The 14,403-nt window shown below is 50.2% G+C and carries 12 protein-coding genes and 1 riboswitch; of the genes, 7 read left to right on the top strand and 5 right to left on the bottom strand.

The window, feature by feature from the left end:
• Positions 1 to 14: 14 nt before the first annotated feature.
• The 3 genes from A3193_RS10480 to A3193_RS10470 all read left to right on the top strand — a co-directional run bounded on the left by A3193_RS10480 (position 15) and on the right by A3193_RS10470 (position 4,303).
• Positions 15 to 2,285, top strand: coding sequence for a putative bifunctional diguanylate cyclase/phosphodiesterase (locus tag A3193_RS10480; RefSeq protein ID WP_083218675.1), 2,271 nt, complete (start codon positions 15 to 17; stop codon positions 2,283 to 2,285).
• A 602-nt stretch (positions 2,286 to 2,887) separates the two neighbouring features.
• Positions 2,888 to 3,715: a class I SAM-dependent methyltransferase gene (locus A3193_RS10475; protein ID WP_069014663.1), complete on the top strand. Its 828-nt coding sequence runs from the start codon at positions 2,888 to 2,890 to the stop codon at positions 3,713 to 3,715.
• Positions 3,716 to 3,772: 57 nt separating this feature from the next.
• The gene (locus tag A3193_RS10470; protein WP_141694778.1) at positions 3,773 to 4,303 is read left to right on the top strand and encodes a GNAT family N-acetyltransferase; all 531 of its coding nucleotides are present in this window, start codon (positions 3,773 to 3,775) and stop codon (positions 4,301 to 4,303) included.
• Between the two features lie 178 nt (positions 4,304 to 4,481).
• On the opposite strand, the gene A3193_RS10465 is transcribed toward A3193_RS10470, so the two are convergent.
• The gene (locus A3193_RS10465) at positions 4,482 to 4,850 is read right to left on the bottom strand and encodes a 2Fe-2S iron-sulfur cluster-binding protein (RefSeq protein WP_069006765.1); all 369 of its coding nucleotides are present in this window, start codon (positions 4,848 to 4,850) and stop codon (positions 4,482 to 4,484) included.
• A gap of 376 nt (positions 4,851 to 5,226) precedes the next feature.
• Here A3193_RS10465 and A3193_RS10460 point away from each other — a divergent pair, with 376 nt between their 5' ends.
• Entirely contained in the window at positions 5,227 to 5,538 is a 312-nt protein-coding gene (locus A3193_RS10460) for a DMT family transporter (protein ID WP_069006764.1), read from the top strand.
• 151 nt (positions 5,539 to 5,689) lie between these two features.
• On the opposite strand, the gene sthA is transcribed toward A3193_RS10460, so the two are convergent.
• From sthA to A3193_RS10445, 3 genes are all read right to left on the bottom strand, one after another.
• Entirely contained in the window at positions 5,690 to 7,087 is a 1,398-nt protein-coding gene (sthA, locus tag A3193_RS10455) for a Si-specific NAD(P)(+) transhydrogenase (RefSeq protein ID WP_069006763.1), read from the bottom strand.
• 108 nt (positions 7,088 to 7,195) lie between these two features.
• Positions 7,196 to 9,172, bottom strand: a complete 1,977-nt coding sequence (locus tag A3193_RS10450; RefSeq protein WP_083218502.1) for a putative bifunctional diguanylate cyclase/phosphodiesterase — start codon at positions 9,170 to 9,172, stop codon at positions 7,196 to 7,198.
• A 368-nt stretch (positions 9,173 to 9,540) separates the two neighbouring features.
• Positions 9,541 to 10,506: a zinc metalloprotease HtpX gene (locus tag A3193_RS10445; protein ID WP_069014662.1), complete on the bottom strand. Its 966-nt coding sequence runs from the start codon at positions 10,504 to 10,506 to the stop codon at positions 9,541 to 9,543.
• Positions 10,507 to 11,315: 809 nt separating this feature from the next.
• Positions 11,316 to 11,451, top strand: a riboswitch (guanidine-I (ykkC/yxkD leader).
• Positions 11,452 to 11,510: 59 nt separating this feature from the next.
• Between A3193_RS10445 and A3193_RS10435 the strand changes: the two genes are divergently transcribed.
• Entirely contained in the window at positions 11,511 to 12,551 is a 1,041-nt protein-coding gene (locus tag A3193_RS10435; RefSeq protein ID WP_069014660.1) for a putative urea ABC transporter substrate-binding protein, read from the top strand.
• A 27-nt stretch (positions 12,552 to 12,578) separates the two neighbouring features.
• Here the strand turns inward: A3193_RS10435 and A3193_RS20560 are convergent, their stop codons facing one another.
• Positions 12,579 to 12,734, bottom strand: a complete 156-nt coding sequence (locus tag A3193_RS20560; RefSeq protein ID WP_155523033.1) for a hypothetical protein — start codon at positions 12,732 to 12,734, stop codon at positions 12,579 to 12,581.
• A 36-nt stretch (positions 12,735 to 12,770) separates the two neighbouring features.
• Here A3193_RS20560 and A3193_RS10430 point away from each other — a divergent pair, with 36 nt between their 5' ends.
• Positions 12,771 to 13,592 carry an ABC transporter permease gene (locus A3193_RS10430; RefSeq protein ID WP_069006759.1) on the top strand — a complete coding sequence of 274 codons (822 nt, stop codon included), beginning with the start codon at positions 12,771 to 12,773 and terminating at the stop codon, positions 13,590 to 13,592.
• Positions 13,589 to 14,395 (top strand): ABC transporter ATP-binding protein, encoded by an 807-nt coding sequence (locus A3193_RS10425; RefSeq protein WP_235614953.1) that lies wholly within the window; start codon positions 13,589 to 13,591, stop codon positions 14,393 to 14,395. The genes A3193_RS10430 and A3193_RS10425 overlap by 4 nt, the downstream gene beginning before the upstream one ends.
• Positions 14,396 to 14,403 lie beyond the last annotated feature (8 nt).

Below are 14,403 nucleotides of genomic sequence, written 5' to 3'. Positions count from 1 at the left end.
AGAATTTCAATCTCATGAGTCGATACACTAATCTCAGTCACAGCGAGCTTGAAAGAATGCTCAGTGAATCTGAAAGGTTACTGCGCGCTGATGCAGATACTGATACAGACTATCTGCTGCACAATCTGCAGCTGCATAAAATTGAACTCGAGATTCAGAATCGGGACTTGATGGAATCCCAGAAGGAATTGGAAAACATACGGGATCAATATGCAGAACTCTATGATTTTGCCCCTGTGGGTTATTTGACGCTCGATAAGAACGGCATAATTAATAATCTAAACATATCTGCAGCGGCTATGTTCGGGGCGGAACGTTCCCGAATCGTGGGTAGACCCTTATCAACGCAATTGGCCCCGGGGATGGGGCGTTTGTTGTTCGATCACCTGCGTCATGCCTTCTCATCAGATCAGAAAGTCACGGCTGACCTTGCCCTCAAGACGACATCGGATGGCATTACCCGATATGTGAGAGCCGATACCATCGTACATGCGGACCTTGAGAGTCAGGCCCACTGTCTGATGAATCTGATCGACACCACCGAGCGGCGGCGAGCAGAACAGGCGGTGATCGATGAACGGACTTTTCTGCAACATGTGATTGACGGCGTGGAAAATCCGATTATGGTGATCAGCCTCGACTTCAAAGTACTCAGGATGAATGAAGCCGCCAAGCGTATCGCCACTATGCAGAAGATCGACCCGGAGCACGCCTGCTGTTATCAGATTTCCCACCAGGTGGATCGGCCTTGTGATGGCGATGATTACCCTTGCCCACTTAAAATCGTACTGCAAACCCGCTTGCCGACCAAAGTAACACACAATCATATCTCGGAGTTTGGCACACAACGGAAGTATGAGGTTTCAGTGAGCCCGTTGTTTGATGACGATGGTGAAATCATGGGTGTCATCGAGTCATCCCATGATATCACTGAACATCTTGAATTGCTGGACGAGCTGAAAGAAAGGCAACTCAGCTATGCCCATCTGGCGCAACATGATGCGCTGACAGGGCTACCCAATCGTTTGCTGTTTGCTGATCGTCTGAGTCAGGCGATTCATGTGGCGCACAGAAACAAGTCGATGCTTGCCGTATTGTTTATCGATCTTGACAGGTTCAAAGAGGTCAACGACAGCTTCAATCACGCAACCGGTGATGCTGTGCTGAAAGAGGTTGCAGAGCGATTTCAATCCTTGTTCAGAGAGGATGACACCATTGCGCGCATGGGTGGTGATGAGTTTACGGTGATTCTTACCCACATCAAGAAAGACTCTAACGCGGCATTGGTTGCCAAAAAGCTGCTGAATTTATTCAAAAAGCCCTTTACCATCCAAAATCATAAGTTGTACCTGACCGCCAGTATCGGGATCAGTCTCTATCCCGACCACGGAGAGTCGGTTGATGAACTGGTTCGAAATGCGGACACGGCAATGTACCGGGCCAAGGAGGAGGGCCGGAATACCTTTCAATACTACACGCTGGAGTTGACGGCTAGAGCGTTCGAGCGGGTATTCCTGGCTTCCAGTCTACATAATGCGATATCGCAGAATGAACTCATACTCCACTATCAGCCTCAAATTGAGCTGATTACAAAAGAAATTTGTGGCGTTGAAGCATTGGTGAGATGGCAAAACCGGGATCTGGGGTTGTTGGCGCCCGACAAGTTCATCCCCTTGGCTGAAGAGTCGGAAGTCATCGACGAAATGGGGGCGTGGATCATGAAAGAAGCCTGCCAACAAATGAAAGCCTGGCAGGATTCAGGTATTTTGAGAAGTGACATGACGATCAGTGTGAATTTGTCCGGAAAGCAGTTTGATCATAACAACCTGCTTGAAGAGATTGAGCAGACTTTGACAGCTACCGGTCTTTCACCCGATTGCCTGGAACTGGAAATCACTGAAACCACCATGATGCGTTCGACAAGCGTAACCAGTGAAACTCTGAGAAAACTGCGCAAGCTTGGTGTCAAAGTTGCTGTTGATGATTTCGGAACCGGATATTCGTCCTTGAATTATCTAAAACAATTACCGATTACACGCCTTAAGATCGACAAGACATTCATTTCTGATATCCCTGATGACTTGAATGATGTGGCCATTTCAAAAGCGATCATTGCCATGGCCAACAATCTGTTGCTGGATGTCTTGGCAGAAGGTATTGAAACCGGTGAACAACATCAATTCCTGATTCAACAGGGCTGCCGGGTGGGTCAGGGGTATCTATTTGCCCGGCCCATGCCATCGGATCAGTTTGAATCCTTTATTGAACAAACGCCACAGGGCTGATCTGGCTTGCTAACCGATTTCCCTTTGCAGTTGGGATTCACGAGCTACACACTCTGCTTACGAGCCTGAGAAGGGTGATGCTGGGCAACTAACCCCACAGTCTGTTGAGATCTCACACTACCAAGCTCTGCAGATGCAATGTGTTGTACTGAGGCAAGGGGGTCGAGAACCCATGTCCAGCATTTAGTGCGGTCGTTCGCCCCTGTATGGTCTGTACATGTACCTGAAATCCTATGGTCTGTTTACCTGCTATCCATTCCGAAAACCACCCGGATAGTGCAATCAAGCATGAATGCGATGTGATACAGAAATCGTGGCGAGAATTTGGTAGAAGCTCGATTCGGATTTATCAAGTTGACAATCCTGCTAGTAAAGTATGCTGTGATAGCCTTGAGTGCAAAACCCAGATAATATTAGTATTTACTGATGGTCTGTTCTGGCATAGAATACGCTCACTATGAATGCCTAATCTACATATGCGGGGGGAAAGAGCAGCTGCTTTTGCTGAGCAAAAGTTGCCCGCTGCCGTCTATCCATTTCCCTCGGAATCCAAAATATCCAACTAAGAACTCTGAAGCCAATTGGCTTCGAAGGATTTTATTATGTACGAATTTATTCATGACATTGCGATGCGTCCCAGCCCATTTTCTCGCTCTACAGCGAAGCAACTCTGGACGAAACAGCATCTTGCAGAACAGATGCTCGATTATCATCTAAGCCAGGAGACAGATCTTGCATCCAGGCGTGTCGAGGTGATCGATCGTGTTGTAACCTGGATTGATGGGCAAATCGAACTGTCCGGCAAGAAATTATGCGATCTGGGATGTGGGCCAGGGCTCTACACCATACGTTTTTCTGAGCATGGTGCACAAGTAACGGGGATAGATTTCTCCGAATATAGTCTGAACTACGCCAAATCAAACTCGGGTGGGGTGGTTAACTATCTACAAGCAGATTATGTTGTCGATCAATTACCCACAGGATTTGATCTCATCACCCTGATCTATACGGATCTCTGCGTGTTATCACCTGAGCAGAGATCGATCCTGTTACGCAAGATGCGTGGCATGTTGAATCCTGGTGGTAAAATCGTGCTCGATGTTGCCGGGATGGGCCTGTTGAATGGCAGGCAAGAAGTTACTCTCATTGAGGATCGATTGATGGGTGGATTCTGGGCTGCAGGTGACTATGTTGGGATTCAGAAATCTTATCTATACGATGAACAGCATTTGGTACTGGACCGTTACGTTATTGTCGAACCTGATGAAACCTGGCAGATTTACAATTGGTTCCAACACTACACGCCGCAAATGATAGAAACGGAACTGCGGAATTCAGGGTTTGCAATTACAGAGCTGGCAGGAGATCTTACTGGTAAACCATTGGTTGAAAATAGCGATCTGATGGGAATCATCGCGACACCATGCTAAACCTCATGTGGAGGTGTCGGCTGATGGTTGACATCTCCACGTTCTGAGGTCCACTCGATGAACGAGAACGATACAGTTATGCTAGAAATTCGCAAAGAAGAAGCCAACGACCGGGAGGCCATTCACCAGCTGAATTCAATTGCATTTGATCACGGTCCGGAAGCCGTGCTTGTTGATAAACTCCGAATTACCTGTCAGGACTACATATCATTTGTTGCTGTTGAAGAGAGTTCTGTAATCGGCCATATCTTATTTACTCCGGCTGGCATAGAGGATTGCTCCGCAGTTGGCATGGGATTGGCGCCAATGTCGGTGCTGCCTTCACACCAGAGAGAGGGGGTTGGGTCCCGTCTTGTCCATTATGGCCTAGATTATTTGCGTGATGCCGGTTGCCCATTTGTGATTGTCTTGGGGCACCCTGACTACTATCCGCGCTTTGGTTTCGAGCCCGCGTCAAAATATCAGATTCGCAGTCAATGGGAGGGTGTGCCGGATGCTGCCTTCATGATCGCAGTGTTCGATCGGGAGGTGATACCGAAGCGTGGTGGCGTGGCAAGATATCGGGATGAATTCGATGAGGCGATGTAGACTGTACTATGGCTGACGACAATATATTGAGTTGAGTTGTTGCTCTGAAATCTCTTCTGAAGATTTTAGTTTTCCTGAGTCTGGGTAAATCTCCTTGAGCGAAAAGGCCACACTGAAGATTCAATTCTACAGTGTGGTTTTTGTTGGCAGTAACAGGCTCTAGATCCCGTTCAAAAGATTAAGCGCCACCAGGTTCACCGGTAAACTGAACGAGCAGGTCTTCATCTGTGACGACGGTCTGGCAGGCCAGACGGAAGCTTGGTGGAAGATCTTTTACATTAGCACGCTCTTCCTCTTGCTTGGAGAGTTTGCCAATTGACTTGAGTACCTCTCTCTCCTTGTCGGTTAGCATGACGCCTTTGATATGATCGCCATCGAGGTGAGTGACTTTAATAAGGCATGAGCCGCACTCTCCATCCTGGCACTCGAATGGGATTTTTACGTTGTTTTCCTTGGCAACGGCAAGCAGGGTATCCCGCTTGCCTACGACGGCAGAAACTTTTTTGTTTTTGCTCATGATTGGAGATGAGAAGTAGATTGTGGCCATGATGTGCTCCACTGGGTCAGTTTAAAAAATAGATTGATGGCTGGATTTCAAATCAGAAAAAAACCAAATATTTGTCACGCAACAGTATCAATAGTGTGTTAGGACATGACCCATCATACGTAAAAAAAGGAGACAATGAATAGTTAATTTTGCAATGCACCATATTGATGCCTGAATTGATATGAGTGTCGTTTTTGTGCTTTTTTTCATGCGCTATTTGAATGCATTTTCCAATCTGATTTTTTGTTGACAGAGGAAAATGCACCAATATGATGCCTTACGAAAAAATGTTCCTGGATGATGGTTGTAAATCATGCACCGATATGAAACGCTGGTTGTTCAGTGGTTGGATATTTTGCAAGTCGTGGAGTGATCAATGGCCTGGGTATGGTTATTAGCAGCCGGTGTTCTGGAAGTCTTTTTTGCCGTGTTCCTAAAGCTGTCTGACGGTTTCAGCAAACCAATGTTTACACTGCTTTTTGCAATTGCGGCTGGGTTGTCGCTCTACTGTTTGTCCAAGGCAATGCAGGCGATTCCGATCGGCACAGCTTATGCTGTATGGACAGGTATCGGTACCGCAGGCGTGGCGTTGCTTGGGATCTTACTTTTTTCAGAACCGGTAACCGGTCTAAGACTCTTTTTTATGGCGACACTGATTATGTCAATCATAGGATTGAAGCTGGCCTGAATCCTGTTGCTTGTTGGTCAGGATTTGTAGGGTAGGGCAAGCACATCTTCAACAAACCATCGATTTGAAGTGCGGTTCCCGCCTTATAACTAAATTCCCAGAATAGGCTTGAACTTCTATGAATCTGTCACTTCAGAGAGATGGATAAAGCTCAGAAGATGCGATTGAGGCCGTTCAATGCCGCAACACGATAGGCTTCAGCCATCGTTGGATAGTTGAAGGTGGTCTCTGCGAAATAGAGCAGGCTGTTGGCCTCGCCCTGTTGGGCCATGATGGCCTGGCCAATGTGGACGATCTCGGAGGCCTGCTCGCCGAAACAGTGGATACCGAGGATCTCCAGGGTCTCCCGGTGAAACAACAGTTTCAGCATGCCGACTTCATGGTCGGTTATCTGGGCACGGGCGATGGTTCTGAAGCTTGCCTGCCCCACTTCGTAGGGGACTTTGCTGGCGGTCAGCTCCCGTTCAGTGCGACCGATCGAGCTGATTTCAGGCAGCGTGTAGATGCCGGTGGGAAAGTCATCGATCAACTGCCAGTCCGCACTGCCGGTGGCGATCTGGGCACCGACAAAGCGTCCCTGGTCGTAACTGGCACTGGCCAGGGCAGGTGGGCCGACCACATCGCCGACCGCATAGATGTGGGGCAGTGAGGTGGCATAGGTTTTGTCGATCTCGATCTGACCCCGGTGATTGACCGCTACCCCGATCTCATCCAGTCCCATGTTTTCCGTATTACCGCTGCGCCCATTGGCCCACAGCAGGTAGTCTGTCTTGAATTTCTTGCCAGACTTGCAGTGAAGCACCACACCGTCATCAACGGCCTCCACCTGTTCATAAACCTCATCATGGCGGATTACAGTACCCTGATTGCGCAGGTGATAACTGAGCGCATCGGTGATCTCATCATCAAGAAATGAGAGCAGGCGGTCCCGGGTGTTGACCAGGTTCACTTTGACATCAAGATTGCAAAAGATCGAGGCATACTCACAGCCGATAACGCCTGCACCATAGATGGTAATCGAGTCCGGTGTGGTATCGAGACGCAGTACTGAGTCACTATCGAGAATCCTGGGGTGGTTGAAGTCGATATCTGCTGGTTGGTATGGACGGGATCCTGTAGCGATCACAAAGTGTTCCGCCGTAATCTCTTCGCTGACGCCACTCGGCTGAACAATTTCGATCCGGTGCGTATCGATGAATCCGGCCCGGCCATGGATCACGTCAATCCGATTTCTGGCATAGTGGCGCAGACGACTGCGCACCTGCTGGTTGATCACCTTGCCCGCAGCCTTCAGCAGATCGGAATACTCAACCTGAACCTGGTCGTGGGTGTGTTGAAAGAGGGGGTTGCGCCGATAATCCCTTAACAGCTGAATATTGTGTCTGAGTGCTTTGGATGGAATGGTTCCCCAGTGGGTGCACCCCCCGCCTACCATATCGTGCGCTTCAATCACGGCAACCCGTTTACCGCTCTTGACCAGCTTCATGGCAGCCCCTTCACCACCGGGGCCACTACCAATTACCACCACATCAAAATGTTTTGCACTCATCGTTTCTCCGCTTCGCTACCATGCTAACCGGCCACAGTCTAACATTTTTTTGCGGTGCAATATGGTCGATCGCAGAATTTTTTTAACATTCCGGAGCTGTCTGGAGCCTCAGGTTGCGGTGTCGGCAACCTTTATGTCCGGTTGCTGGCAAAAAACGATAAACCTGTCGAAATCCATCGGTTTGGCAATCATATCGCCTTGTACGATATTGCAGGCATAACGCTTCAGCAGCTCAAAGGTCGACTGCTCTTCAACGCCCTCCGCAACCACTTTCAGACCGAGCTTTCTGGCCATATCGATGGTGCCTTCAACGATCACCGCATCGGTCTTTTCCCGGGTGATGTCCTTGACCAGTATCCGATCGATCTTGATCAGATCGATCGGCAGTTTTTTGATATAGGCGAGAGAGGATTGACCACTGCCGAAATCATCGATTGCCAGGGTGAAATTCGCCTCACGCAGCTGTTGCAGCTTACAGATTGTCTCTCCCCAGTCAGGCAGCAGGGCGTTTTCAGTGATTTCAAGTAACAGATGTTTCGCTTCGATGCCGTAACGGCTTATGGTGGTCTGGATATCCGTGACAAAATTACGATCGGCAAACTGCAGTGGACTGACATTGATTGAGATTTTGAATTGATCTGTCAACAGACCTGAATCGGCCAGTCTGTTGAGGTGCTGGCAGACCATTTCCAACACCTGTTTGCCCAGCTCGATGATCAGGCCGCTCTGCTCTGCATGCTCGATAAAGCTGTCAGGCGCCACCAGGCCATCCTGTGGGTGGTGCCAGCGGACCAGGGCTTCAGCGCCGATCACCGCTCCATCGATACTGATAAAAGGCTGATAGTGGATAACCAGACCATCATTCCTCAGGGCATTGCGCAAACCCTGTTCCAGGGTCATCAGCAGATGGGCCTGTTCCTGCATCTCCGGATCATAGAGGCTCATTGTATTGCGGCCAATGGCTTTTGCCCGGTACATCGCAAAATCCGCCCGTTTCAGCAGGTCATCGGCGTTGTCTCCATGCAGTGGAAACAGAGCAATCCCGAGACTTGCCGACATGTGAATCTCCCTGCCGCCAAGTGGAAATGGGCGTGCGAGGGCTTCCTGAACCTTTTTGATCGTCAGTTCGGCCAACCTGAGAGCTTCACTCTCCTGGTCGGCCAGTTCCGGCATCAGCAGCACGAATTCATCTCCTCCGAGACGGGTGGCCGTAACCTCATCGCTCAGACAACTGTTCAATCGGAGTGCCATCTGCTTGAGCAGTTCATCGCCTAGCTGGTGTCCCATGGAATCATTGAGGGTTTTGAAATTATCCAGATCCAGATAGATCAAAGCTCCGATATGGGAATGATGGATCGAGCGTGCAATATCCTTGCTCAGGCGTTCGGTCAGCAGACGTCGATTCGGCAGATTGGTGAGTGCATCATGGTAGGCGAGGTGTTCGATGATCTTACGGGAGTGGCGCTGTCTGATGTTCATCGCCAGGGAATCGGATAAATTCCGATTGATACTGATCGCACCTGAAGCCATCACGATGACATAGATACAAAGCATGAAGCCCAGGCCGAGATTGGCCGGCCCACCGAGGGTGAAGAGTCTGATGATCAATGGGATGATTACCAGTAACATGTAACCCAGAGAGGCGGGTAGCAGGGCCGCTTGAGTTATCACACCGCCTGCGGCCATACCGATCAGACTGGCTATGATTATGGTTTGATGGAAAGACTGCTCTCCCAAAGGGACCAGTAGAAATGCAGCGGATCCCCAGATGGCACCTGAAGCCAGCGTGCCTGCAATGGCTCGTTTCCGCCAGATCTTGAGGGAGCCCTCAGTGGATTTTCGGGCTTGATAGACACGGTAGGTGTAGTATCGATAGAGGCTTAAACCGAGCATGCCGGTAAACCAGCCAAGCAGAATCTGCCATTGAATCACGGACCACTGGGCAATCACGATAACGGTGGTGTTGATCATGATCGCGCTCAGCGAGGCGGGTAATCCGGTAAAAGACAACTCTACCTGATTCTCCCTGAGGCGAGCTGCAAAATCGGGTGGATCGCTGAGTGACGGGTCGGTATATTCAGTCATCTTTACTATTGCTTTATTTTTATACTCAACAGCTGTTCGCTGAGTGTTGGCGAATTGTTTCCTACCGGGCAGATGAGCTGATCATTCCTGGTCTACCACCCCCAAGGATTCTGTACCATAAAGAGTTCCAGCTTGCTGATTCGCTGGATGGTAGCCAATCTGCGGCATGGTGCAGCAGTGCCCTGATCCTGTATCTATAAATAATCCTTGTTGGGGTCCTGGTCTGGCTCAAATAGCCGTTCATCCATTTTCTGCAGTAACCAAAGCTTTTGATGCGGTCGGTTGAGTGCCTGTTAATGCGGCACATGGATCTAACTGCCAGGATAATGTCAGAAATTTCACCATGATGATAGGGCGGCTGGCGGATTTTAGCGCCAGATACGGAATATTGTTCGGTGTCCTGGCGAAAGCCTGGTTGTGTAGCTGGTCGGCAGCTCTACAGATTGATCAGGGAGATCTTCCATAGGAGTGGTGTAGCTATCTGATCTGTCTCCTAATTCGAGCAGTCGATCAATGCGTTCTCCGGGTTCGGGATGTGTGCGCAAGAGTGACGGCTCCGGTCTCCGGTACCCAGGAAGGAGCAGCTTTTGCCAGAACCTGCCATGGGGATAGGCGATTTTGTTCAAGGCATTGGCCAATCCCGCCGGGTCACCTGTCAATTCAGCAGCCAACAGGTCGGCATCGAATTCCCGTATTCTGGAGAGACCGAGTTGCATCACGGCGCTCAGAGAGGGGGAGACAATCAGCAGCAGTATGCCCCGCAGGGAGAAGGGGGTATAGCCAAGGAACAACAAGGGAAATGTAATCAGCAGTAAGATGATTCCCAAGCTTGACATCAGATGGGTCAGCCGGCTGATCAGATCGGCAATATTCATCAGTCGGATATCGTTATTTGCAAGGTGGGCGGTTTCATGGGCCAGTACCGCGATCAGCTCGCGCATCGAGAGCAGTTCCAAAAGTCCGTCAGTCAGCGCAATCGCGGTTTGATTTGTCCGACCCACGCTGAAGGCATTGGTGGTTTTACTGGGTATCCAGTAAAGGGTGGGGATGGATTTAAGCTTGGCGCGGCGGCTCAACTCTTCAATGACCATCCAGAGTTGTGGCGCCTGATCGGGGCTGATCGGTCTGGCCTGATAGAGATGCAGCAACCAGCGTGGAGACATGTCCGGCAGGGCAAAGATGATCACAGTAGTGCCGATGAATACCCATAGCCATAACTCCTGCCCAAACAGCAGTTCCACACAGAGCGCCAACAACAGAGACATGCCGCCAAGCAACAGTAATGTCTGCAGGAAGTTTCTAAATTTATGCTGTGAGATTCGAGTAAAATTCATGATGGGTGATCAATTACCACAGGTTTGGTAGTTTGATAAGGCTTAAACTCTGTTGTTCCCACATTCGACCAGACCTGCCTGACAGATATTTCTCCATTCGCTATAGTGGCGCGAAAGTCGTGGTGATTCGTGTTTATATGCGGCAAATCACTGCTTGATCCACTAAATTTCGATCTCCTTATTGAACAACAATCGCCCGGCAACTTTGAGGGCTACGATTTTAGGACCTGCTAACACGAATCTAATGCGCCTTGCTGGATCTGTTTCTGTGCCCAGCAAAAAAGCGGTATGGATGATCATTGATCAGACTGAACCAGGCAGGGTCTGCAATACCATCCGGCCTCCAGACTCTCGATTGTCGCTCACCGCTGCCGGGGTAGACCGATTCGTCATCGCCAAAGGCAAGATCTTAATGGTTACCAGGATAGTGCTCGATCAGGTAACGGATAGAGTCAGCCTGATCGTGAGTGGACCTATTTGAATTAACGGAGTGACATAAGGTTACAGATATCCTCATGAGCCGTCATTGCTCCCTGGATGTCCGGTAACAGATTCCGATGTCTGCCATCTGTCATTTTAACGTAAATCAATGAGAACGCTGTGACGCTCGACTGTTTCGGCTGCGTGTTTTTGGTGCGAAGCGGTTGCCAGCGTGCACCATTCTGCTTCGTGTTCCAAGGATGAAGCGATCGGGGATTTGATGTTGTTTTGGTTAAAGTATTGAATATTGGTCAATTAGTTTCATTGGCCTGGGTTTTGCAAAGTAGTTTGCGTCCGTGCCCTTGTTATCAGGACAATACAATTTAACCGAAATAGAAAGCTAGGGTTCCGATCCGGCTCAATACCAGACAAGGTGGTGAGCTGCGATGCCTGGTCCAAGAGCGTTCGACCTCTCCCTCTCAGTGCAGGGTATGGGTTACACGGCGGGATAAAAGCCCGGGAGACTTGCTTGGTCTGACTGCCAAGGGTGCTCCGTGTAGACAGATGTAACTGAGAGGTTCTTCATGAAACGTTTTGCCGCATTAATTCTCGCACTTTCTCTTAGCTCTGTGGCTCAGGCCGCTGATAGTTTCAAAATATGCTGGTCGATCTACGTAGGCTGGATGCCCTGGGCCTATGGGGCTGAGCAGGGGATTGTCAACAAATGGGCTGATAAATATGGCATCGATATCGAAGTGGTGCAGATCAATGACTATATCGAATCGATCAATCAATACACAGCGGGTGAGTTCGACGCCTGTACCATGACCAACATGGATGCCCTGACCATTCCGGCTGCCGGTGGTGTGGACAGTACCGCACTGGTGGTAGGCGACTTTTCCAACGGTAACGACGGGGTGGTGCTGAAGGGCAAGGACAAGCTGGCGGATATCAAAGGTCAGCAGGTTAACCTGGTGGAGTTGAGTGTCTCACACTATCTGTTGGCCCGTGGTCTTGAGAGTGTCGGTCTGAGTGAAAAGGACCTCACCGTGGTGAATACCTCCGATGCGGATATGGTTGCCATCTACGGCACCGATGATGTCACCGCCGTTGCCACTTGGAATCCCTTGCTGAGTGAGATCACATCAATGCCGAACAGCACCAAGGTGTTCGACTCCTCCATGATTCCGGGTGAGATTATCGATCTGCTGGTAATCAATACCGAAACGCTCAAGGCTAACCCGAAACTGGGTAAGGCGCTGGTGGGAGCCTGGTATGAAATCATGTCTGTCATGAGTGGCTCTGATAAGGCTGGCGTCGATGCAAAAACCCATATGGCAAGCGCATCCGGTACCGACCTGGCAGGCTATGAAGCACAACTGGCCAGTACCGAGATGTTCTATACCCCGGCGGCGGCCCTGGATCTCACCAACAGTGAAAAACTGCTGGCCACCATGGAGCATGTCGCCAACTTCTCCTTCGATCATGGCCTGTTGGGTGACGGTGCGCCGGATGCGGGTTTTATCGGTATCGAGATGCCTGCCGGCACCTTCGGTGATAAAGGCAATATCAAGTTCCGCTTTGACCCCAGCTACATGACCATGGCTGCGGAAGGCAAGCTCTAACTGGATATTGTTAGATTTAGCAAACCATCAGTTGACTCGGGCAATGCAGTTTTGATTCGACATCCCGGCAAAGGCCGGGATGTCGATGAGTGAATTAATCATTGCAGCCTGAAGCTGGTCGATTGTTGCAGAGATTTCATCCTCTTTTATTACCATTGGACGCTCAATGCCAAAGCTTTGCATGCAGGCTGGCCGGTGGAGTTTGTTTAGAGAAACCCTATGAAGAAATTCATCAATCAACACCCGGGCAGGGCATTCAAGCTGTTATTGGGTATCGCACCCTTTGTGCTTTTGATCCTGCTCTATGTGATGGGTTCGGATGCCCGTCTGGAAGTGAATCCGAATGACAAACTGTTACCCAGCATGAGTCAGATTGCCGATGGTCTGGAACGGATGGCCTTCGAGCCCAGCAAACGATCCGGCGAGTATCTGTTCTGGCAGGATACCGCCAGCAGTCTGACCCGTCTCGCTTTGGGAATCCTGATTGCGGCAATGCTTGGGTTGCTGATCGGTCTGGTGACCGGTGCACTGCCGATGATCGCTGCCTCCCTTTCGCCATTGCTGACTGTGGTCTCCCTGATACCACCGCTGGCGATTCTGCCGATTCTGTTCATTGTTTTCGGTCTCGGCGAGCTCTCCAAAGTGGTGTTGATCGCCCTCGGCATCACACCTTTCATCGCCCGGGACATTCAACGACGCACTCAGGAGATTCCCTTCGAACAGTTGGTAAAGGCCCAGTCACTGGGTGCCAATACCTCGCAGATCATGATTCGGGTGCTGCTGCCCCAGATCATGCCAAAACTTTTCGATGCGGTGCGCTTGTCTCTCGGTGCAGGCTGGCTGTTTCTGATCGCTGCGGAAGCGGTCGCTGCAACAGACGGTCTGGGGTATCGGATCTTCCTGGTAAGGCGTTACATGGCGATGGATGTGATTCTTCCCTATGTGGCCTGGATAACCATCCTCGCATTTCTCATCGATGTGAGTCTGCGGGAGCTGACGAAAAAACTCTTTCCTTGGTATGTGCAGGGAGGTAAGTCATGAGTGAAACCGATCAAGATTCCAAACCGATGATTCAGGTGAACCAGGTATGGAAGCAGTATGACGACAACATCGTATTGGAACGTCTCAACAAAACTGTCGATGAGGGGGAGTTCGTCACCCTGGTTGGTGCCTCGGGTTGCGGCAAGAGTACCTTTTTGAATATGTTGCTGGGCACCGAACAGCCCTCCAAAGGCGAGATACTGCTCGACGGTAAACCGATCCCGAATGAAGCGGGATCGGATCGGGGTATTGTGTTCCAGCAATACTCGGTATTTCCGCATATGACCGTGTTGGAGAATGTGATGGCGACCTGTGGCTTTCAACGTCCAGGTATAACCGGTTATCTGTTTGGTTCGGGGCGAAGCGCAGCCCGTGAGGCGGCCGAGTCGATACTCGAACAGGTCGGTCTCAGTCAGGCGTTGAAGAAGTATCCCCATGAACTCTCCGGTGGTATGAGGCAGCGTCTGGCGCTTGCCCAGGCACTGCTGGGTAAGCCTCGGATACTGTTGCTGGATGAGTCTTTCGGTGCCCTCGATCCAGGTATCCGGTCGGATATGCACGACCTGGTGTTGAACCTCTGGAGTGAACACAAACTGACCGTCTTCATGGTTACCCATGACCTGAAAGAGGGTTTCTATCTGGGCACCCGGTTGTGGGTGTTCGACAAGCTGAGACATGATCCCCAGGCTCCGCAAAGGTACGGTGCCGTGATTACCTATGATCTGCCGGTAGGGCATATGGATCAAACAACCTATCAACAGATCGACGACCACTTGAGACCGATACCGGCTCAAGCAGGTTAGTGGAGAGA

The sequence above is a fragment of the Candidatus Thiodiazotropha endoloripes genome, from assembly GCF_001708965.1.
GTDB lineage: Bacteria > Pseudomonadota > Gammaproteobacteria > Chromatiales > Chromatiaceae > Thiodiazotropha > Thiodiazotropha endoloripes.
The sequence above is the reverse complement of the archived record's forward strand: the minus strand, read 5'-3'. Positions and strand labels throughout refer to the sequence as shown.